We start from the raw sequence: 19,966 nt of genomic DNA, 5'->3' as shown, positions 1-19,966 counted from the left end.
ATGGCCGCGAGACCCGCCGTCGGCATCCACGACCTGTCCGCCGCGACGACGCACCACGTGCTGACGCATGCCACGCTGGCCGCCACCAACGGCACCGACGTGGCCAAGTACCACCGGGGCATCGGCCTGCGGGCGATGAGCGTGCCCGCCCCGGACGAGGACATCGTGACCATGGCCGCTGCCGCCGCCGCGCCGGTCGTCGCCCGCCACGGCACCGACCGGATCCGGACCATCGTGTTCGCCACCGAGTCGTCGGTCGACCAGGCGAAGGCGGCCGGGATACACGTCCACTCCCTGCTCGGCTTCCCCTCGGCCACCCGGGTGGTCGAGCTGAAGCAGGCCTGCTACGGCGGTACGGCGGGACTGCAGTTCGCCGTCGGCCTGGTGCACCGCGACCCGTCGCAGCAGGTCCTGGTGATCGCCAGCGACGTGTCGAAGTACGCGCTGGGCGAGCCCGGCGAGGCGACCCAGGGCGCCGCGGCGGTCGCCATGCTCGTCGGCGCGGACCCGGCGCTGGTACGCGTCGAGGACCCGTCGGGCATGTTCACCGCCGACGTCATGGACTTCTGGCGGCCGAACTACCGCACCACCGCCCTGGTCGACGGGCACGAGTCCATCTCCGCCTACCTGCAGGCGGTGGAGGGCTCGTGGAAGGACTACACCGAGCGCGGCGGCCGCGCGCTGGACGAGTTCGGCGCGTTCTGCTACCACCAGCCGTTCCCCAGGATGGCCGACAAGGCGCACCGGCACCTGCTCAACTACTGCGGGCGCGACGTCGACGACGCGCTGGTCGCCGGCGCCATCGGGCACACCACCGGGTACAACGCCGAGATCGGCAACAGCTACACCGCGTCGATGTACCTCGGGCTCGCGGCGCTGCTCGACACCGCCGACGACCTGAGCGGCCGGACCATCGGCTTCCTCAGCTACGGGTCCGGCAGCGTCGCCGAGTTCTTCGCCGGCACCGTCGTGCCCGGGTACCGCGAGCACACGCGACCCGACCAGCACCGCGCGGCGATCGACCGGCGGCAGGAGGTCGACTACGACACGTACCGGGAGCTGCACGAGCACGCCTTCCCGGTCGACGGCGGTGACTATCCCGTGCCGGCGGTGACCACCGGCCCGTACCGGCTGGCCGGGCTCTCCGGCCACAAGCGCGTCTACGAGCCGCGATAGCGACCGGCCACGCCGGGCGCCCCGACCGAACGACACATGCTTGGAGGATCGATGTCCGGAACTCCCGAGGTGGCCGAGCTCTACTCGACCATCGAGGAATCGGCCCGGCAGCTGGACGTGCCCTGTTCGCGCGACCGGGTCTGGCCCGTCCTGTCCGCGTACGGCGACGCGTTCGCGCATCCCGAGGCGGTGGTCGCCTTCCGGGTGGCGACCGCGCTGCGTCACGCGGGCGAGCTGGACTGCCGGTTCCGGACGCATCCGGACGACCGGGACCCGTACGCCTCGGCGATCGCCCGGGGCCTCACCCCGCGGACCGACCACCCCATCGGCGGCCTGCTCGCCGAGGTGCACCGGCGCTGCCCGGTGGAGAGCCACGGCATCGACTTCGGGGTGGTCGGCGGCTTCAAGAAGATCTACGCGGCCTTCGCCCCGGACGAGCTGCAGGTGGCCTCGGTGCTCGCCGGCATCCCGGCGATGCCCCGCAGTCTCGCCGCGAACGCCGGGTTCTTCACCCGGCACGGTCTCGACGACCGGGTCGGCGTGCTGGGCTTCGACTACCCGGCCCGGACCGTGAACGTCTACTTCAACGACGTACCGCGCGAGTGCTTCGAGCCGGAGACGATCCGGTCGACGCTGCGGCGGACCGGGATGGCCGAGCCGAGCGAGCAGATGCTGCGGCTCGGCGCCGGGGCGTTCGGGCTCTACGTGACGCTGGGCTGGGACTCCCCGGGGATCGAACGGATCTGCTACGCCGCGGCGACAACGGATCTGACCACGCTTCCCGTACCCGTGGAACCGGAGATCGAGAAGTTCGTGAAAAGCGTTCCGTACGGCGGCGGGGACCGCAAGTTCGTCTACGGCGTGGCGCTGACCCCGAAGGGCGAGTACTACAAACTCGAGTCGCACTACAAATGGAAGCCGGGCGCGGTGAACTTCATTTGAACACCCGCCGGTGCCGCCCGGCCGGCGGCACCGGGATCAATGCCTGTTCGCTCGGGGCTCAACCCTGGCACCCTCCGCTAAAGTGCGATTATGAGGACTGGACTGTCCAGTGTGTGGGCCCGGGTGAAGAACTGGGTCATCGCGGTCGGTGTGGCGGCGGTGCTGCTGATCAGCGCGCTGGCCGGTGACCATCCCGCCCCCGACGGCCTCGGGCTGCTCGGCTACGCGCTGGTGGTGGCGAGCGGCCTGGCGCTGGCCGCCAGTCGCCGGGCTCCGGTCGCCGTGCTGGTCGCCACCGGGCTGTGCGTGGTGGGCTACAACGCGGTCGGCTTCGGGGTGCCGGCCATCGCGTACCTGTTCGCGGTGTACGCGGCGGTCCGGGCCGGGCACCGGCTCGTCACGCTCGGGGTGAGCGCGGCCCTGCTCGTCGTGCTGCCGCTGGCGATCATGGTCTCGCCGGCGGACGGCGCCCTCAAGGAGGCGCTCGCGCAGTCGCGGGGCGTGCTCGAACTGGCCTGGCTGGTCGCCGCGGCGGCGGCCGGTGAGGCGTTGCGGCAGGCCGAGCGGCGGGCGGACGAGGCGGAGCGCACCCGCGAGGAGACCGCCCGGCTGCGCGCGACCCAGGAGCGGCTGCACATCGCACGGGAGCTGCACGACTCGCTCACCCACCAGATCTCGATCATCAAGGTGCAGGCGGAGGTCGCGGTCCACCTGGCCCGTAAGCGCGGCGAGCAGGTGCCGGAGTCGCTGCTGGCGATCCAGGAGGCCGGCCGGGCGGCGACCCGGGAGCTGCGCGCGACCCTGGAGACGCTGCGCGACCTGACCAAGTCCCCGTCGCACGGTCTCGACCACCTCCCGGAACTGCTGGCCGGGGCCGAGAAGATCGGCCTGGCCACCACGCTGACGATCGAGGGTGACCAGCGGGACGTGCCGGAGGCGGTGGGCCGCACCGCGTACCGGATCGTCCAGGAGTCGCTCACCAACACGGCCCGGCACGCCTCCGCCGCGGCCGCCGCGGTCCGCATCGACTACCGCCCGGACGCGCTGAGCATCCGGATCGACGACGACGGCACGGCCCGGCCGGGCGCCGCCCCGGTGCCCGGCGTCGGACTGCTCGGGATGCACGAGCGGGTCCTCGCGCTGGGTGGCCGGCTCCGGGCGGAACCCCGCAGCGGCGGCGGGTTCACCGTCCAGGCCGAACTACCGGTGGTGCGCGTCCCATGATCAGGATCATGCTGCTCGACGACCAGCCGCTGCTGCGCAGCGGGTTCCGCGCGCTGCTGGACGCCGAGGACGACATCGAGGTGGTGGCCGAGGGCGGGAACGGCCGGGAGGGCCTGGCCCTGGCCCGGCACCACCTGCCCGACCTCGCCCTGATCGACATCCAGATGCCGGTCATGGACGGCGTCGAGACGACCCGGCAGATCGTCGCGGACCCGGCGCTGGCCGGGGTACGCGTGGTCATCCTGACCAACTACGGCCTCGACGAGTACGTCTTCCACGCGCTGCGCGCCGGCGCCACCGGCTTCCTGGTCAAGGACATCGAGCCGGACGACCTGCTGCACGCCGTGCGGGTAGCCGCGCGCGGGGACGCGCTGCTCGCGCCGTCGATCACCCGGATGCTGATCAACAGGTACGTGTCGGAGCCGCTCTGCGCGGACGTCACGCCCGGCATGGAGGAGCTGACCAACCGGGAACGCGAGGCGGTCGCGCTGGCCGCCCGGGGCCTGTCCAACGACGAGATCGCCGATCGCATGGTGATCAGCCCGCTGACCGCGAAGACCCACGTCAACCGCGCCATGACCAAGCTCCAGGCCCGTGACCGCGCACAGCTGGTGGTGTTCGCCTACGAGTCCGGCCTGGTGTCACCCGGCAATCGCTGACCGGGCGGCACGGCCCGGTCTGTCGCTCGCAGTGCTGCGACTGCGGTATACGGCTGCTCCGCGCGCAGACGCCGCACCGCGGGAATACCGTCACCGCAGTAGATCGATTGTCTCCATCGGCATGACGACCCGTAGCGGAGTCGTTACCTACGCTGGCGCAGATGCCTGTTCCCACAGCCGAAGGGGCTCCCATGTTCATCCGTCGTCTGCTCACCGCCGCCGCAACCGGCGTCCTCGGTGGGCTCGCACTCGTCGCGCCGGCGGCCGCGCAGGTGACGGCCGCCGACGGTGACGGTGGTTCCGGCCGGGCCGGGTCCGTGCTGGCGCTCGCGCTCGCGTTGCTCGGCCTCGTCCTGGGCGTGTGGGCGTTGCGCTCCGCGGGGCGCGGCGGCGGTCGTGGCAACGCGATCGCCGCGCTGGTGCTCGCGGTGGCCGGCCTGATCGCCGGTGTGGTCGCCCTGGCCGGCTCCGACGGCGGTGTCGGCAGCGGCAACGGCCGTGGCGGCGCCATCGTGTCCGTCGTGCTGGCGCTGATCGGGATCGCCGTCGGCGGTCTGGCATTCACCCGCTCCCGGCGCGCCGCCTGACCGGCGCCGCCGACCGAACACCCCGGTGACCCAACCGACCCGAAGGGGAGTCCCATGCGCAAAGTGTTCGCCGGACTGGCAGCGTTCCTGCTGCTCGTGCTCGTGGTGCAGTTCTTCCTGGCCGCCAGCGGCGCGTTCAGCAACGAGGCCAACGAGGAGGCGTTCCGCCCCCACCGGATCCTCGGTCTGGGGAGCATCCTCGTCGCCGTGGTGCTGACGGTGGCCGCCGCGGTGATGCGGATGCCCGGCCGGATCATCGGCCTGTCCGGCCTGGTCGCCGGGCTGGGGATCCTGCAGGCCCTGATCGCGGTCATCGCCAAGGCGTTCGGCGACTCGGCCGGCGACTCGGCCGTCGGCCGGTACGTGTTCGGCCTGCACGCGGTCAACGGGCTGGTGATGGTGGCCGTCGCCCGCGTCATCCTGCGCAGCGTCCGGCCGGGGCCGGACACGACGACCACGCCCGGCGTGGACACCACTGTGACCGGCCCGGCGGCCGACTCGGCGCGAACGGCCTCATGAGCACGCTCCAATGGATCCTCGTGGACCACGTCGTGGCACTGCTCGGTGTCGCGACGTGGTTCGCGGCAGGCGTGACCGCCGCGCTCGGCCGCAACCGCCTCGCGCTGGGCCTGCTCGCCGCCGCGGTGCTCGTGACGATCACCCGGCTGGGCACCGTGGCGCTGCTGGCCGGGCGCGGCTGGTGGTTTGTCCAGGAGAAGGTTCTGCTGGGGCTGCCGCTGCTCTTCGCCGCCGGGATCGTCGCGGTGCTCCTCGCCGGCCCGCGGCTGCTCGCGGCCCGGCAGTCGCCGGCCACGGGCCTGCCGGCCGGCGGGCTCGTCGCGCTGCTGACCGCCGGTTACGCCGCGCTGGCCGGCCTGGTGGTGACGTTCACCGCCGGCTACCCGTTGACGTTGAGCACCTCGCTGATCGCCGTCGCCGTCGTCTGCGCCGGCGCGCTGCTCACCGCCCGGGTGGTCGGACGACCCACCGGGCAGGGCGCGGACGCGGGCGCCCCGGAACGCTCGGCGGTGGCGGACGCGGCTTCCGCCGAACGCTCGGCGGCGGCGGACGCGGGCTCTCCCGAACAAGCGCCGGTGGCGGCCGGGGCGTCGGCGCTGTCCCGCCGCCGGTTCCTCGGCGTGGCCGGGGGCGTCGTCGCGGCGGGCGCCGGCGCCACCGGCGTCGGCCTGCTCTTCCGGGAGCCCGAGGCGATGGTCACCGGAGGCGGCCCCGGACACGCTGGTGGCGCCGGCCCGAAGGTTTCCGTGGCGGACCTGCGCGGCCCCGGCGCTCCGGCGGCGGGCGGCACCGCGCGACGCCACGTGCTCACCGCCCGGACGGGCACCGTCACGCTGCCGGAAGGGCGTCCGATCGACGCCTGGAGCTACGAGGGCCGGCTGCCCGGGCCGGCCATCACCGCGACCGAGGGCGACCTGATCGAGGTGACGCTCCGCAACGCCGACATCGAGAACGGTGTCACCCTGCACTGGCACGGGTACGACGTGCCGTGCGGCGAGGACGGCGCGCCGGGCGCCACGCAGCACGCGGTGCGGCCCGGCGGAGAGTTCGTCTACCGGTTCCAGGCGGACCAGGTGGGAACGTACTGGTACCACACCCACCAGGCGTCGCACCCCGCCGTGCGCAAGGGGCTGTACGGGACGCTCGTCGTGACGCCGCGCGAGGACCGGCCGGACGCGGAGCGCGGGCTGGACCTGACGCTGCCGGTGCACACCTTCGACGACGTCGTGATCCTCGGCGACCAGGAGGGACGCGCCGTCCACGACGTCCGCCCGGGACAGCCGGTGCGGCTGCGTCTGATCAACACCGACTCGAACCCGCACTGGTTCGCCGTCGCCGGCTCGGCGTTCCGGCTGGTGGCCGTCGACGGCCGCGACCTCAACCAGCCGGGCGAGGTACGCGAGGTCGGCCTCCGCCTGCCCGCCGGTGGCCGGTACGACGTGGTCCTGACCATGCCGGACGCCACTGTCACGCTGCTGCTCGACCACGACCCCGACCAGGGCGTCCTGCTGCGCCCGGCCGGCGCCGGCGGCGGCGACCGCACCCTGCCGGACACCGGCGACTGGCCCGAGCTGGACCTGCTGGAATACGGCGAGCCGGCACCCGTGCCGTTCGACGGCGACGACGCCGACCGGCACTTCACCATCGTCCTCGACCGCGCCCTGGCCATGGTCGACGGCAAGCCCGCCTATGCCCAGGCCGTCGACGGCCGCGCGCACCCCTCCGTCCCGGACCAGCTCGTCCGGGAGGGTGACGTCGTGCGCTTCACGGTGGTCAACCGGAGCCTGGAGACCCACCCGTGGCACCTGCACGGTCATCCGGTGCTGATCCTGTCCCGCGACGGCCGGCGCTACTCCGGCAGCCCGCTGTGGATGGACACGTTCGACGTGCGGCCGGGAGAGGTCTGGGACGTGGCGTTCCGGGCGGACAATCCGGGTGTCTGGATGAACCACTGCCACAACCTGCCGCACCAGGAGCAGGGCATGATGCTGCGGCTCGTCTACGACGGTGTCACCACGCCCTTCGACAGCACGAGCCACGCACACTGAGGGGGACTGTCATGACCGCAGACGTGCACGCCCTGGCCGGCGTCCGTTACGTCGTCGACGACGTGCCGGCGGCGATCGAGTTCTACACCGCCCACCTGGGTTTCACGGTGTCGACCGCGTTCCCGCCGGCCTTCGCGGACGTGGTGCGCGGGCCGCTGCGGCTGCTGCTGTCCGGTCCGGCCAGCTCGGGCGCCCGGGTCACGCCGGCGGACGCGGCCGGGTGCGGGCGCAACCGTATCCACCTGATCGTCGACGACGTCGACGCGGAACGGGAGCGGCTGCAGCGGGCCGGGGTGACGTTGCGCAGTGACATCGTGTCCGGGCCGGGCGGTCGTCAGTTCCTGGTCGCCGACCCGGCCGGCAACCTGGTCGAGATCTTCGAGCCGACGGCCCGCGGCTGAGCCACCGGACCCGACCGCCTCCCGTCTACCCCGGACCGTCCGCGCCGATCTTGCACTTACCGCCCTTCCGGTGCCGGGGATATCCCTTTTGCGAGGGCCGAAAGTGCAAGATCGCGGAGGCCGGGAGGGACGGTGGCGGGATCAGTACCGGTTCGTGGTGGGTGCGGAGAGCCGGGCGGCCAGGATGGGGATGATCACCGCGCCGGCGATCACGTGGGTGCCGGCGAGGACGAGCTGCGTGGACACGGCGGTGTCCTGGGCGAAGGCCGGCGCGGCGAGGGACAGCACTGTGAACGCGACAGTGCCGGCCACGAAGACGCGTACGGGCCGCCGGGCCCGCCGGGCCGCGACCACCGCCAGGACGATCCCGCCGATCGACCAGAGTACGACGCTGCGGGCGATGGCGCCCACCGGGATCGCCTGCGCCTGCTCCTCCCAGACCCCCGCCGCCTTCATCGGTACGCCGAGACCCCGGGCGGCGAGCGTGAACGCCTCCGCGGCCACCGCCCCGGCGAGGGTGGCCAGGACGCCGACCAACCACACCGGAGTGGTGGCCGGCGACCGGTTCGACCGCGCCGCGACGGGGGGTCGGTGAGTGGCCTCATCCACGGCGTCGCCTCCGGTCCGGTGCCTCGATGTGTTCTTCGGGAGAATGCGGGGACGCCACGACGGCAGTCAATCGTGGACAGTTGAACGCCGGGGCGTCACGGCCGGGTCCCGCGCCGGCCCGCCGCCTCGGCCGCGGCGGCGGCCGTGCCCTCGGCGAGCAGGGAGACCAGCAGCTCGCCCAGGATCCGCGGGCCGTGCTGGGTGAGGACGGACTCCAGGTGGAACTGGACGGAGCGGAATCCCGCGCCGCGCAGCGCGTGCACGTCACCGCTGTCCGGGCTGCGGCTGATCTCGATCGGGCCCCGCCGGCCACCGGCCACCACGTCGTGCGCGGAGCGGGCCGTGTACGTGTTGTAGAACCCCACCAGCTCCGGCCGGCCGAACAGGTCGATCCGCTTCTGCACGCCCTGGTTGGGCACGGCGCGCCGGGCGAGGGGAAACCCCAGCTCGGCGGCGAGCACCTGGTGGCCCAGGCAGATGGACAGGAACGGCACCGTCCCGGCGAGCAGGTCGCGGGTGAGCCCGCGCAGAGTCCGCATCCGCCTGTCGCTCAGGTCGCCCGGGTCGCCGGGGCCGGGGCCGACGACGACGAGGTCGTATCCGTCCGGCCGCAGCGGGCTGTCGAACCGGACGATGCTCGACCGCAGCCCGAGGGCCCGCAGCTGGTGGTCGAGCATGGCCATGAAGGTGTCCTCGTTGTCGACGACGAGCACGCGGCGCCCGGCCAGCGCCCGGTTCGGGGTTCTCCGCTCCGCGCCGTCGAGCCAGAACCTCGACAGCGTGGCGTTGCGCTCGCGCAACGCCCGCCGTACCCGGGGGTCGGTGGCCAGGGACGAGCGTGCCCGCACGGGCGTCGCCGGCCCGCCGTCCGGGCCGGCCGGGTCGACGCCGAGGCCGAGCGCCGCGCGCATGCCGCCCGCCTTGGCCCGCGTCTCGGCCACCTCCGACTCCGGCTTGGAGTCGCGTACCAGGGTGGCGCCGACGCCCAGGCGGAGCGTGCCGTCGTGGTCGATCTCGGCGGTGCGGATCATGATGGCCGAGTCGAGCGTACGGCTGCCGGCCGGGTCACTGCCGATCAACGCGAGCACGCCGCCGTAGTAGCCGCGGCCGGTCGTCTCGTGGCGGGTGATGACCCGGAACGCGTTCTCGATCGGGCTGCCGGTGACGGTCGGCGCGAGCAGCGTCTCCCGCAGCACGTCGCGTACGTCCAGGTCGCTGCGGCCGGTCAGGATGTACTCGGAGTGCGTCACCCGCGCCATTTCCTTGAGGAACGGGCCGTGCACCTGGCCGCCGGAGGCGCACATCCGCGCCATCATTTTCAGTTCCTCGTCGACCACCATGTAGAGTTCGTTCGCCTCTTTCGGGTCGTTCAGGAATTCCAGCAGACCGGAAACCGCCGGGCCGTTCGGAGGATGCCGGTACGTCCCGCTGATGGGATTCATCGAGACGGTTCCGTCGATCATGCTGACGTGCCGTTCCGGTGACGCGCCGATGAACGTGCCGGCGCCGGAGTGGAACAGAAACGTCCAGTAGGAACCCAGCTCGCCGGTCAGCAACCGGCGGAAGATCGCCAGTTCGGTGGCGGTCGAGCAGTCGGCCAGCCGCGCGGTGAAGGTGCGCCGGATGACGAAGTTGGATCCGGCGCCCTGCCCGATCTCGTCGCCCACCACCCGCTTGACGATCGCCGCGTAGTCCTCGTCGCTGAGGTCGAAGTCGGCGTCGGTCACCGGTACGGCGCGCTCGGGCAGGCCCGCCAGCGCCTGCTCGCGGTCGAGCCCGAACTGCTCGTGGACGCGCATCGCGAGCAGTGGAGCGCCGTCGTCGTGGCAGCCGTACCCCCGCTCGGTGACCTGCCGGTACGGCACCGCGACGAGCAGGTCGTGCCGCCCACCGGTCGCCGGCCCGGCGGGCAGGGGCAGCTCGGCGAGCGTGTCCACCTGGCACACCTCGCCGGTCAGAACCTCCACGTACGCGCTCCCGGCGGCGCCGGGCCGGTGCAGCAGGGCGAAGGCACGCCCGCCGCCGCCGAGACCGGACAGCAGATCCGGGAATCCGGCCACGTTCGATTCCGTCCCGTCCATGTCGCTCCCTTTGCCCTAGAGATCGCCTGTCGATAGTGCGTCCGGCAAAAGGCGTCGCGCATGACGTGTTGTCGCCGACGGCATCACGTGTTTCCGGTAACGCGCCGACGTTATGGCGTGAACGACTGAATCGGCGGGCTACTACTCGGGCGAGTAGTGCCCACGCAGATCGACCGCGATTACTGTCGACCGCAATGCCGATACGACGAGGGCGGTGAAGACGACTGTGGACGTGCTGGTCCAGAAATACGGGGGCACCTCGCTGCAGACCCTCGACCGCGTACGGCACGCCGCGCTGCGGATCGCCGCGGCTCGGCGGGACGGGTCCGCCGTGACAGTTGTCGTGTCGGCCCGCGGCAGCCGCACCGACGACCTGCTGCGGCTCGCGGCCGACGTCGGCGCCGCCGGCCCGTCCCGGGAACTCGACCAGTTGCTCGCAGTCGGCGAGTCCGAGTCGGCGGCGCTGATGGCGCTGGCGTTGACCGGGCTCGGCGTGCCGGCCGTCTCACTGACCGGGCACCAGGCGGAGATCCACACCACCGACCGGCACGGCGACGCGCTGATCTCGCGGATCGGGGCGGCGCGGGTCGAGGCGGCGCTGGGCCGCGGCGAGGTCGCCGTGGTCACCGGGTTCCAGGGGATCGACCGGGCCGGGGACGTCGCCACGCTCGGACGCGGCGGCTCCGACACGACAGCGGTGGCGCTCGCCGCCCGGCTGCGCGCGTCGGCGTGCGAGATCTACACCGACGTGGACGGCGTGTTCAGCGCCGACCCCCGCATCCTTCCGGCGGCGCGTTGCCTGCCGTGGGTCGAGCCCGGCGTCATGGCGGAGATGGCGTTCGCCGGCGCGCGGGTCCTGCACACCCGATGCATCGAGCTGGCCGCCATGGAAGGGGTCGAAGTGCGCGTGCGCAACGCGTCGTCGCAGGCACCCGGAACGACAGTCGTGGACCGGCCGGACGACCGGCCGCTGGAGACCCGGCGGGCCGTGGTGGCGGTGACCCACGACACCGACGTGGTGCGCGTGCTGGTGCACTGCCGCGACGGCCGGCGGGACATGGCGCCCGACGTGTTCGAGGTGCTGGCCGCCCACGGCGCGGTGGCGGACCTGGTGGCCCGGTCCGGGCCGTACGAGAGCGAGTTCCGGATGGGGTTCACCATCCGCCGCAGCCAGGCCGACGCGGTGCGGACCGCGCTGCACGACCTCACCGCGTCCTTCGACGGCGGCGTCCACTTCGACGAGAACGTCGGCAAGGTGTCGGTGGTCGGCATGGGCCTGCTCAGCCGCCCCGAGCACACGGCCCGGCTGATGGCGGCGCTGGCCTCGGCCGGGATCTCGACGAGCTGGATCTCCACCTCCCAGATGCGGCTGTCGGTGATCGTGTCGCGGGACCGCACCGTGGACGCCGTCGAAGCCCTGCACCGCGCGTTCCGCCTCGACCGGTCCGAGCCGGCGGACGCCACGTCCCTGACCTCCCGTCGTTCCGCCACCGCCTGTGAGAGGTAGGAAACCGTGGCCGTACTCAACGCTTCGTTCGCTCGTGGCCTGCGTCTGCGCCGACTGTTCCGGCGCGGCGACGGACGCCTGCTCGTCGTCCCGCTCGACCACTCCGTCACCGACGGGCCACTTCGCCGCGACCTGAACTCGCTGCTCGGTGAGCTCGCCGGCACCGGCGTGGACGCCGTGGTGCTGCACAAGGGCAGCCTGCGGCACGTCGACCACGGCTGGTTCGGCGACATGTCGCTGATCGTGCACCTGAGCGTGAGCACCCGGCACGCGCCGGACCCGGACGCGAAGTACCTGGTCGCGCACGTGGAGGAGGCGCTGCGGCTGGGCGCCGACGCGGTCAGCGTGCACGTCAACCTGGGCTCGCCGCAGGAGGCGCGGCAGATCGCCGACCTGGCGGCGGTGGCGGGGGAGTGCGAACGCTGGAACGTGCCGCTGCTGGCCATGGTGTACGCCCGCGGGCCGCAGATCACCGACTCCCGGGCGCCGGAACTGGTGGCGCACGCCGCGACGCTCGCCGCCGACCTCGGCGCCGACATCGTCAAGACCGACTACGCGGGTACGCCCGAGCAGATGGCCGAGGTGGTGCGTGGCTGCCCGATTCCGCTGATCGTGGCCGGCGGCCCGCGCTCGGCCGACACCGAGACGGTGCTCGCCCACGTCTCGGACGCGCTGCGCGCCGGTGTGGCCGGCATGGCCATGGGCCGCAACGTGTTCCAGGCCGAGCAGCCCGGCCTGATGGCCGCCGCCGTGGCGCGGCTGGTGCACGAACCACGGCACGTCCCGGACCGGTACGACGTCGACGACCGGCTCGCCCTTACGTCCTGAGACTCCCTGACCGTCCACCGAGGAGAAACCCGTGAAGCTGTGCTGGCTGGACATCCGTAACGTCAACGGCGCCAAGGAGGCAATCGTCGAGGAGGCGGTCCACCAGCGGGTGGACGCCGTCGTGGCGGCCGATCCGGCCGACCTGGAGACGCTCCCCCCGACGGTGAGGAAGGTGCTGTTCCCACAGGGCGGGCCGCTGCCGGAGAAGCTGGAACCGGCCGACCTGGTGATCGTCGAACCGGCCCGGCACGGCGAGCCCGCCGAACTGGCGGCCCGGTTCCCGGACGTGGAGTTCGGCCGGTACGTCGAGATCGTCGACGCGGACAGCCTGGAGGACGCCTGCCGGTCCGCGCGCCACGACCGGTGGAGCCTGCTGTACTTCCGCGACCCCACCAAGATTCCGCTGGAGATCGTGCTGGCCGCCGCGGCGGGCGCGGCGGGCAGCATCATCACGCAGGTCGCCGACGTCGAGGAGGCGGAGATCGTCTTCGGCGTGCTGGAGCACGGCTCGGACGGCGTGATGCTGGCGCCGCGCGCCGTGGGGGAGGCCACCGAGCTGCGGACCGCGGCGGTGAGCACGGCGGCGGACCTGTCGCTCGTGGAGCTGGAGGTCACCGGCATCCGGCGGGTGGGCATGGGCGAGCGCGCCTGCGTCGACACCTGCACGAACTTCCGCCTGGACGAGGGCATCCTGGTCGGCTCGCACTCCACCGGCATGATCCTGTGCTGCAGCGAGACGCATCCGCTGCCGTACATGCCGACCCGGCCGTTCCGGGTCAACGCCGGCGCGCTGCACTCGTACACGCTGTCCGCCGGCGGGCGGACCAACTACCTCAGCGAGCTGGTCTCCGGCGGCCGGGTGCTGGCCGTCGACTCGCAGGGGAAGTCCCGGGTCGTCACCGTGGGACGGGTCAAGATCGAGACGCGCCCGCTGCTGGCGATCGACGCGGTCTCCCCCTCCGGGACACCTGTCAACCTCATCGTCCAGGACGACTGGCACGTGCGCGTGCTCGGGCCCGGCGGCACGGTCCTCAACGTCACCGAGCTGACCGCCGGCACGAAGGTGCTCGGCTACCTGCCGGTGGAGAAGCGGCACGTCGGCTACCCGATCGACGAGTTCTGCATCGAGAAGTGAGCGGCGGCGGGAAGGGGAGCGGGGCGATGACCGCGCAGCCGGTGCTGGACTTCCACGTACGCCTGGCGCCCCGGCCCGGCGCGCGGGAGCGGCTGCTCGACGCGCTGGGCGAGTGCGGGCTGGCGCGGGCGGTGGTGTGCGCGGGCGGCACCATCGACCTGGACCGGCTGTCCCGCCAGCTCGTCACCGGTGGCCACGTCGAGACCGACGCCGACAACGACGCGGTGGCGGCGGCCTGCGCGGGCACCGACGGGCGGCTGGTGCCGTTCTTCTTCGCCAACCCGCACCGGCCGGCCGAGGCGTACCGGTCCCGGGCCGCCGAGTTCCGCGGCCTGGAGATCTCACCCGCCGTGCACGGCGTCGCCCTCACCGACCCGCGGGTCGCCGACCTGGTGGCCGTGGCGGCGGAGTTCGACCATCCGGTGTACGTGGTCTGCCTGGACCGTCCCGGCGCGGGCGTGGCCGACCTGGTCGGCCTGAGCCGCCGGTTCCCGCAGGTGAGCTTTGTGCTCGGGCACAGCGGCATCGGCAACATCGACCTCTACGCCCTGACCCTGATCCAGGACGAGCCGAACATCTCGCTGGAGACCTCCGGCGGCTACACCTGCGTGGCCGAGGCGGCGCTGCGCCGCCTCGGCGACGGCCGGGTGGTGTTCGGCTCCGAGTACCCGCTGCAGCACCCGGCCGTGGAGCTGGCCAAGTTCCAGGCGTTGCGACTGCCGCCGGACCAGTGGCGGCGGGTCGCCTGGGACAACGCGCATCGACTGCTAGGAGAGGAGAAGCGGTGAGCGAGCCGAGTTCGACCCTGCCCCGGCTCGGCCAGTGGCACGGCCCCGAGGACCTGCGGCGCCTTCAGGAGAAGCAACTGGCGGAGACGTTCACCTGGGCGGCCCGATCGCCGTTCTACCGGGCGCGGCTGACGTCCGGGGCGCCGCCGGTGACCCCGGCCGACCTGGCCGACCTGCCGCTGACCACCAAGCAGGACCTGCGGGACAACTACCCCTTCGGCATGCTCGCCGTGCCCCGCGAGCGGCTGGCGACCTACCACGAGTCGAGCGGCACCGCCGGCAAGCCCACCCCCTCCTACTACACCGCGGAGGACTGGACCGACTTGGCGGAGCGCTTCGCCCGCAAGTGGATCGGCATGTCCGCCGACGACGTGTTCCTGGTCCGCACGCCGTACGCGCTGCTGCTGACCGGGCACCTCGCCCACGCCGCCGCCCGGCTGCGCGGGGCCACCGTGGTGCCCGGCGACAACCGGTCGCTGGCCATGCCGTACGCCCGGGTGGTCCGGGTGATGCACGACCTGGACGTCACACTCACCTGGTCGGTGCCGACGGAGTGCCTGATCTGGGCCGCCGCGGCGATCGCGGCCGGGCACCGGCCCGACATCGACTTCCCGGCGCTGCGCGCGCTGTTCGTCGGCGGCGAGCCGATGACCGACGCCCGCCGGCGGCGGATCAGCCGCCTGTGGGGGGTGCCGGTCATCGAGGAGTACGGCTCGACGGAGACCGGCAGCCTGGCCGGGGAGTGCCCCGAGGGCCGCCTGCACCTGTGGGCCGACCGGGCGCTGTTCGAGGTGTACGACCCGGCCACCGGGACCGTCCGCGCGGACGGCGACGGCCAGCTCGTCGTCACGCCGCTGTTCCGGGAGGCGATGCCGCTGCTGCGGTACAACCTCGAGGACAACGTGTCGGTCTCCTACGACGACTGCGCGTGCGGCTGGAAGCTGCCCACCGTGCGGGTGCTCGGCCGGTCGGCGTTCGGCTACCGGGTCGGCGGCGCCACCATCACCCAGCACCGGCTGGAGGAGCTGGTCTTCTCCCTCCCCGAGGCGTACCGGGTGATGTTCTGGCGGGCCAAGGCGGAACCGGCGCTGCTGCGGGTCCAGATCGAGGTGGCCGCCGCGCACCGGGTCGCCGCCGAGGCGGAGCTGACCCACGCGATCCGGGCCGCGTTCGGCGTGGACAGCGAGGTCACCGGCCTGGCGCCGGGGAGCCTGATCCCGCTGGACGCGCTGACCAGCATGCCGGACGTGGTGAAGCCACGCAGCCTGTTCGGCCCGGACGAGGACTGGAGCAAAGCGCTCCTCTACTACTGAGGGAACCGACATGCCGCAGATGAGGGTCGCCGTGGCCGGCGCCGGCATCGCCGGGCTCGCCTTCGCCGCCGCCCTGCGCCGGGCCGGGATCGACTGCCACGTGTACGAGCAGGCCGAACAGCTGACGGAGGTGGGCGCGGGCGTGCAGGTGGCGCCGAACGCCACCCGGCTGCTGCACCGGCTGGGCCTGCGTGACCGCCTGCGTACGGTGGCGGTGGCGCCGCAGGCGATCGAGATGCGCCGCTGGGACGACGGCACGCTGCTGCAACGCACCCCGCTGGGCAGCGCGTGCGGACGCCGCTTCGGCGCGCCGTACTACGTGGTGCACCGCGCGGACCTGCACAGCAGCCTGCTGTCGCTGGTGCCGCCCGACCGGGTGCACCTGGGCGCCCGCCTCACCGCCGTGACGCAGACCGCCGACGAGGCGTACCTGCACCTGTCCAACGGCACCACCGTCGCGGCGGATCTCGTGGTGGGCGCCGACGGCATCCACTCGGTCGCGCGCGAGCAGATCGTGGCGGACCGGCCGCGCTTCTCCGGGCAGTCCATCTACCGCGGGCTGGTGCCGGCCGAGCGGGTGCCGTTCCTGCTCACCGAACCCCGGGTGCAGCTGTGGCTCGGGCCGGACCAGCACTGCGTCTGCTATCCGGTGTCCGCCGGCCGGCAGGTGAGCTTCGGCGCGACGGTGCCCGCCACCGACTGGCGGCAGGAGTCGTGGTCGGGCCGGGGCGACGTGTCGCAGCTCGCGGCCGCGTACGCCGGCTGGCACCCGGACGTCACCCGGCTGATCGCCGCGGCCGACCGGGTCGGCAGGTGGGCGCTGCACGACCGGGACAGCATCGACCGGCTCAGCGCGGGACGGGTGACGCTGATCGGCGACGCCGCGCACCCGATGCTGCCGTTCCAGGCGCAGGGCGCGAACCAGGCCGTCGAGGACGCGGTGGTGCTCGCGGTCTGCCTGGCCGGCGTGGAGCCGGCGGGCCTGGGTGCCGCGCTGCGCCGCTACGAACGGATCCGCCTGCCCCGGACCACCCGGATCCAGCGCCAGTCCCGGGCCAACGCCGAGACGTTCCACCTGGCCGACGGCGCCGACCAGCGCCGCCGGGACGTCGCCGCGCAGTCCTCGTCCGGCCTGGACCGCCACGAATGGCTCTTCGGGTACGACGCCGAGAAAGCCACCACGACCAGCGGAGGGACCTGATGGAACTGACCGGAATCGAGTCGAGGGTCGCCCTGGTCACCGGCGCGGCGCAGGGCATCGGCGCCGCCGTGGCCGGTGTGCTGGCCCGGGCGGGCGCGCAGGTGGCGGCGGTGGACCGCAACGCCGAGGCGCTGACCACAGTCGTGACGAAGCTCGCCGCCGAGGGCGACTCGGCGCGCGCCTACTGCGTCGACGTGTGCGACAGCGACGCGGTGGACGCGCTGGTGCGGCGGGTCGAGGACGAGATGGGCCCGGTCGGCATCCTGGTGAACGCCGCCGGCGTGCTGCACACCGGACCGGTCGTCGAGCTGTCCGACCGGCAGTGGCGCCGGACCTTCTCGGTGAACGCCGACGGCGTGTTCCACGTGTCCCGGGCGGTGGCGCGGCGGATGGTCGGCCGCCGCCGGGGCGCGATCGTCACCGTGGCGTCAAACGCCGCCGGGGTGCCGCGTACCGAGATGGCCGCGTACGCCGCCTCCAAGGCCGCGTCCGCCCAGTTCACCCGCTGCCTGGGGCTGGAGCTGTCCGGCTACGGCATCCGGTGCAACGTGGTCTCGCCCGGCTCCACCGACACCCCCATGTTGCGGGCGATGCTCGGCGAGGGCGCCGACCCGAGCGCGGTGATCGAGGGCACGCCGGGCGCGTACCGCGTCGGCATCCCGCTGCGCAAGCTGGCCCAGCCGCGCGACGTGGCCGAGGCGGTCGCCTACCTGGTGTCCGACCAGGCGGGCCACGTGACCATGCACGACCTGTACGTCGACGGCGGCGCGGCCCTGCACGTGTGACGCCGCCGCACGGATAACCGGAGGCGAGAACCGATGGCCATGACCCCGATCGCGCCGTACCGCATGCCCGGCGACGGCGACCTGCCCGGCACCACGCTGCCGTGGCGTCCGGACCCGGACCGGGCCGCCGTGCTGGTGCACGACCTGCAGCGCTACTTCCTGCGCCCGTTCGCGGCCGGGGAGTCCCCGATGGCCGAGCTGCTGCCCAACGTCGCGAAGCTGCTCGCCGCGGCGCGGGCGGCCGGCGTGCCGGTGCTGTACACCGCGCAGCCCGGCGGGATGAGCCGGCGGGACCGGGGGTTGCTGCACGACCTGTGGGGCCCCGGCATGAGCAGCGACGAGGACGACCGGGGCATCGTCGACGACGTCGCCCCGCAGCCGGGCGACGCGGTGCTGACCAAGTGGCGCTACAGCGCGTTCTTCCGCAGCGATCTGGAGGAGCGACTACGCGGCGCCCGGCGGGACCAGCTCGTGGTCTGCGGCGTGTACGCGCACATGGGGTGCCTGATCACCGCCTGCGACGCGTTCAGCCGCGACATCGAGGCGTTCCTGGTGGCGGACGCGCTGGCCGACCTGTCGCGTGCGGACCACCTGATGGCGCTGCGCTACGCCGCGGACCGCTGCGCGGTGCCGTTGTGGACGGCGGACGTGCTGGACGGCCTGGCGGGCGCCGCCGGCGCGGCGCGTCCGGATCGGAGCAGCATCAAACGATGAGGAGAGCATCGATGTCGGAACGGACCCGGGTCGTGGTCGTCGGCGGCACCTCGGGGATCGGGCGGCACTTCGCCCGGTTCTGCGCCGAACGCGGAGACGACGTGGTGATCACCGGCCGTTCGGCGGCCCGGACCAAGACCGTCGCGGACGAGATCGGCGGGCGGACCCGGGGACTCGCCCTCGACCTGGCCGAGCCGGAGCGGATCGCGGACGCGCTCGCCGACGTGCCGCACGTCGACCGGCTCGTGATCGCGGCGCTCGACCGCGACCACAACACCGTCCGCGCGTACCGGCCGGGCGACGCGGCGCGGCTGCTGACCGTCAAGCTGGTCGGCTACACGGCGGTCCTGCACGCCCTCGCCCCGCGGATGACCGACGAGAGCGCTGTCGTGCTGCTCGGCGGCCTGGCCAGCCACCGGCCGTACCCCGGCTCCACCACAGTCACCACCGCCAACGGCGGGATCAGCGCGCTGGTCCGGACCCTGGCGGTGGAACTCTCGCCGATCCGGGTCAACGCCCTGCACCCGAGCATCGTCTCCGACACGCCGTTCTGGAGCGACAAGCCCGCCGCGCGGGAGGCCGCCGCGACGCGCGCGCTCACCCGGCGGCCGGTCACCATGCGGGACTGCACCGAGGCGATCGACTTCCTGCTGACGAACCGCGCGATAAACGGGATCAACCTGAACATCGACGGCGGAGACGTGCTCATCTGACGCCTGCGGCGATCCGCCACGGCCCCCACCACCCGGTCGCGCCCTGCCCGTGCTCCCGCTGCTCGCGGGAGTACCGGGCCAGGTCGCGGGCGGAGAACAGCGCCATGCCGGCGTGGAATCCGGTCACCGGCACCGGAACCCGCGCCCAGTAGGCGAGCCGGCCGTCGACGTGGAACTCCACCTCCGACGTCGGCGCCCGGTAGGTGATGGCGTAGCCGTGCGCCCGGCCCGGCTCCGTCGGCACATCCAGGACCACCCGGTGGACGTAGTGCTCGTGCGGCTGGGTCACGCCGGGCAGCACCAGGCGCTCGACAGTCGCGTACACGGTGTCGTTCGTCGCGGCGGCGTTGAACACGACGCCGGTCTCCAGGTCGAACAGTGCCACCGTGCCGAACGCGTCCAGCAGGTCGTGCGGGATCTGCCGGTACGTCCGCACGCCCATCTCCACCTCGACGGCCAGCGTGCCCTCCGCCGGCACGGCGAAGCGTCGCACCGACCGGTACATCTGCTTGGCGTTGTTCTGCCGGGGATCGGTGTCGTGGAAGCGGGTGAACGGGTCGACGGTCAGCTCCAGCCGCCCGTCGCCGGTGCGGACGCGGGCGTTGCGGTCCTGGTACCTGTGGGTCTGCCCGTCCGCGCCGGTGATCGACATGACTGCCCAGCGGGCGGGGTCCAGCTCGCGGCCGGTGAAGTCGTCGTACGTCCACGCGCTGGTTCTCAGTGCCGACGTCATGCA

20 protein-coding genes are annotated in these 19,966 nt (G+C 73.1%); 17 read left to right on the top strand and 3 right to left on the bottom strand.

Translation table 11 applies throughout. The annotated features are described in order from the left end of the window. The 8 genes from PVK74_RS09530 (at nucleotide 1) to PVK74_RS09495 (ending at nucleotide 7,556) form a co-directional block, all read left to right on the top strand. A complete protein-coding gene (locus PVK74_RS09530; RefSeq protein WP_069088371.1) occupies nucleotides 1-1,176 on the top strand; it encodes a hydroxymethylglutaryl-CoA synthase in 1,176 nt (391 codons plus the stop codon). Between the two features lie 51 nt (nucleotides 1,177-1,227). Next, on the top strand, nucleotides 1,228-2,118 hold the full coding sequence (locus tag PVK74_RS09525) for an aromatic prenyltransferase (RefSeq protein ID WP_274478843.1): 891 nt from the start codon (nucleotides 1,228-1,230) through the stop codon (nucleotides 2,116-2,118). A 90-nt stretch (nucleotides 2,119-2,208) separates the two neighbouring features. Further along, entirely contained in the window at nucleotides 2,209-3,342 is a 1,134-nt protein-coding gene (locus PVK74_RS09520; protein WP_069088373.1) for a sensor histidine kinase, read from the top strand. After that, the gene (locus PVK74_RS09515; protein WP_030499014.1) at nucleotides 3,339-4,001 is read left to right on the top strand and encodes a response regulator; all 663 of its coding nucleotides are present in this window, start codon (nucleotides 3,339-3,341) and stop codon (nucleotides 3,999-4,001) included. The genes PVK74_RS09520 and PVK74_RS09515 overlap by 4 nt, the downstream gene beginning before the upstream one ends. Nucleotides 4,002-4,192: 191 nt before the next feature. Beyond that, a complete protein-coding gene (locus tag PVK74_RS09510; RefSeq protein ID WP_043323068.1) occupies nucleotides 4,193-4,588 on the top strand; it encodes a DUF6223 family protein in 396 nt (131 codons plus the stop codon). Nucleotides 4,589-4,642: 54 nt separating this feature from the next. Further along, a complete protein-coding gene (locus PVK74_RS09505; RefSeq protein ID WP_043323072.1) occupies nucleotides 4,643-5,107 on the top strand; it encodes a DUF6220 domain-containing protein in 465 nt (154 codons plus the stop codon). Next, nucleotides 5,104-7,155, top strand: a complete 2,052-nt coding sequence (locus PVK74_RS09500; RefSeq protein WP_274478841.1) for a multicopper oxidase family protein — start codon at nucleotides 5,104-5,106, stop codon at nucleotides 7,153-7,155. The genes PVK74_RS09505 and PVK74_RS09500 overlap by 4 nt, the downstream gene beginning before the upstream one ends. Nucleotides 7,156-7,166: 11 nt before the next feature. Further along, nucleotides 7,167-7,556, top strand: a complete 390-nt coding sequence (locus PVK74_RS09495; RefSeq protein ID WP_043323075.1) for a VOC family protein — start codon at nucleotides 7,167-7,169, stop codon at nucleotides 7,554-7,556. Between the two features lie 141 nt (nucleotides 7,557-7,697). Here PVK74_RS09495 and PVK74_RS09490 read toward each other — a convergent pair whose 3' ends face one another. Beyond that, on the bottom strand, nucleotides 7,698-8,165 hold the full coding sequence (locus tag PVK74_RS09490) for a DUF6069 family protein (RefSeq protein ID WP_210882358.1): 468 nt from the start codon (nucleotides 8,163-8,165) through the stop codon (nucleotides 7,698-7,700). A 95-nt stretch (nucleotides 8,166-8,260) separates the two neighbouring features. Next, entirely contained in the window at nucleotides 8,261-10,246 is a 1,986-nt protein-coding gene (locus PVK74_RS09485) for an anthranilate synthase family protein (protein WP_274478839.1), read from the bottom strand. A 214-nt stretch (nucleotides 10,247-10,460) separates the two neighbouring features. On the opposite strand from PVK74_RS09485, the gene PVK74_RS09480 reads away from it, so the two are divergent. From PVK74_RS09480 to PVK74_RS09440, 9 genes are read left to right on the top strand one after another with little or no spacing between them, the layout of a single operon-like run. Beyond that, nucleotides 10,461-11,753, top strand: coding sequence for an aspartate kinase (locus PVK74_RS09480; RefSeq protein ID WP_274478837.1), 1,293 nt, complete (start codon nucleotides 10,461-10,463; stop codon nucleotides 11,751-11,753). 6 nt (nucleotides 11,754-11,759) lie between these two features. Continuing rightward, nucleotides 11,760-12,581, top strand: coding sequence for a 2-amino-3,7-dideoxy-D-threo-hept-6-ulosonate synthase (locus PVK74_RS09475; protein WP_064445544.1), 822 nt, complete (start codon nucleotides 11,760-11,762; stop codon nucleotides 12,579-12,581). Nucleotides 12,582-12,612: 31 nt separating this feature from the next. Next, complete coding sequence (locus PVK74_RS09470) at nucleotides 12,613-13,716, top strand: 3-dehydroquinate synthase II family protein (RefSeq protein WP_274478836.1); 1,104 nt, start codon at nucleotides 12,613-12,615, stop codon at nucleotides 13,714-13,716. 26 nt (nucleotides 13,717-13,742) lie between these two features. After that, on the top strand, nucleotides 13,743-14,504 hold the full coding sequence (locus tag PVK74_RS09465; protein WP_274478835.1) for an amidohydrolase family protein: 762 nt from the start codon (nucleotides 13,743-13,745) through the stop codon (nucleotides 14,502-14,504). Beyond that, a complete protein-coding gene (locus PVK74_RS09460; protein WP_187692351.1) occupies nucleotides 14,501-15,817 on the top strand; it encodes a phenylacetate--CoA ligase family protein in 1,317 nt (438 codons plus the stop codon). Before PVK74_RS09465 ends, PVK74_RS09460 begins: the two co-directional genes overlap by 4 nt. Before the next feature lie 10 nt (nucleotides 15,818-15,827). Then, entirely contained in the window at nucleotides 15,828-17,018 is a 1,191-nt protein-coding gene (locus PVK74_RS09455) for an FAD-dependent monooxygenase (RefSeq protein WP_187692350.1), read from the top strand. Continuing rightward, a complete protein-coding gene (locus PVK74_RS09450; protein WP_064445549.1) occupies nucleotides 17,018-17,803 on the top strand; it encodes a 2,3-dihydro-2,3-dihydroxybenzoate dehydrogenase in 786 nt (261 codons plus the stop codon). The genes PVK74_RS09455 and PVK74_RS09450 overlap by 1 nt, the downstream gene beginning before the upstream one ends. Nucleotides 17,804-17,836: 33 nt before the next feature. Then, nucleotides 17,837-18,517, top strand: a complete 681-nt coding sequence (locus tag PVK74_RS09445; protein WP_069088381.1) for an isochorismatase family protein — start codon at nucleotides 17,837-17,839, stop codon at nucleotides 18,515-18,517. 11 nt (nucleotides 18,518-18,528) lie between these two features. Next, nucleotides 18,529-19,230, top strand: coding sequence for an SDR family NAD(P)-dependent oxidoreductase (locus PVK74_RS09440; RefSeq protein ID WP_064445551.1), 702 nt, complete (start codon nucleotides 18,529-18,531; stop codon nucleotides 19,228-19,230). On the opposite strand, the gene PVK74_RS09435 is transcribed toward PVK74_RS09440, so the two are convergent. After that, entirely contained in the window at nucleotides 19,223-19,963 is a 741-nt protein-coding gene (locus PVK74_RS09435; RefSeq protein WP_069088382.1) for a DUF6081 family protein, read from the bottom strand. The genes PVK74_RS09440 and PVK74_RS09435 overlap by 8 nt on opposite strands. Nucleotides 19,964-19,966: the final 3 nt, after the last annotated feature.

Source organism: Micromonospora chalcea, assembly GCF_028768405.1.
Taxonomy (GTDB): Bacteria; Actinomycetota; Actinomycetes; order Mycobacteriales; family Micromonosporaceae; genus Micromonospora; species Micromonospora chalcea.
Note: the sequence above shows the minus strand (reverse complement) of the source record. Positions and strands in the feature narration are given on the sequence as shown.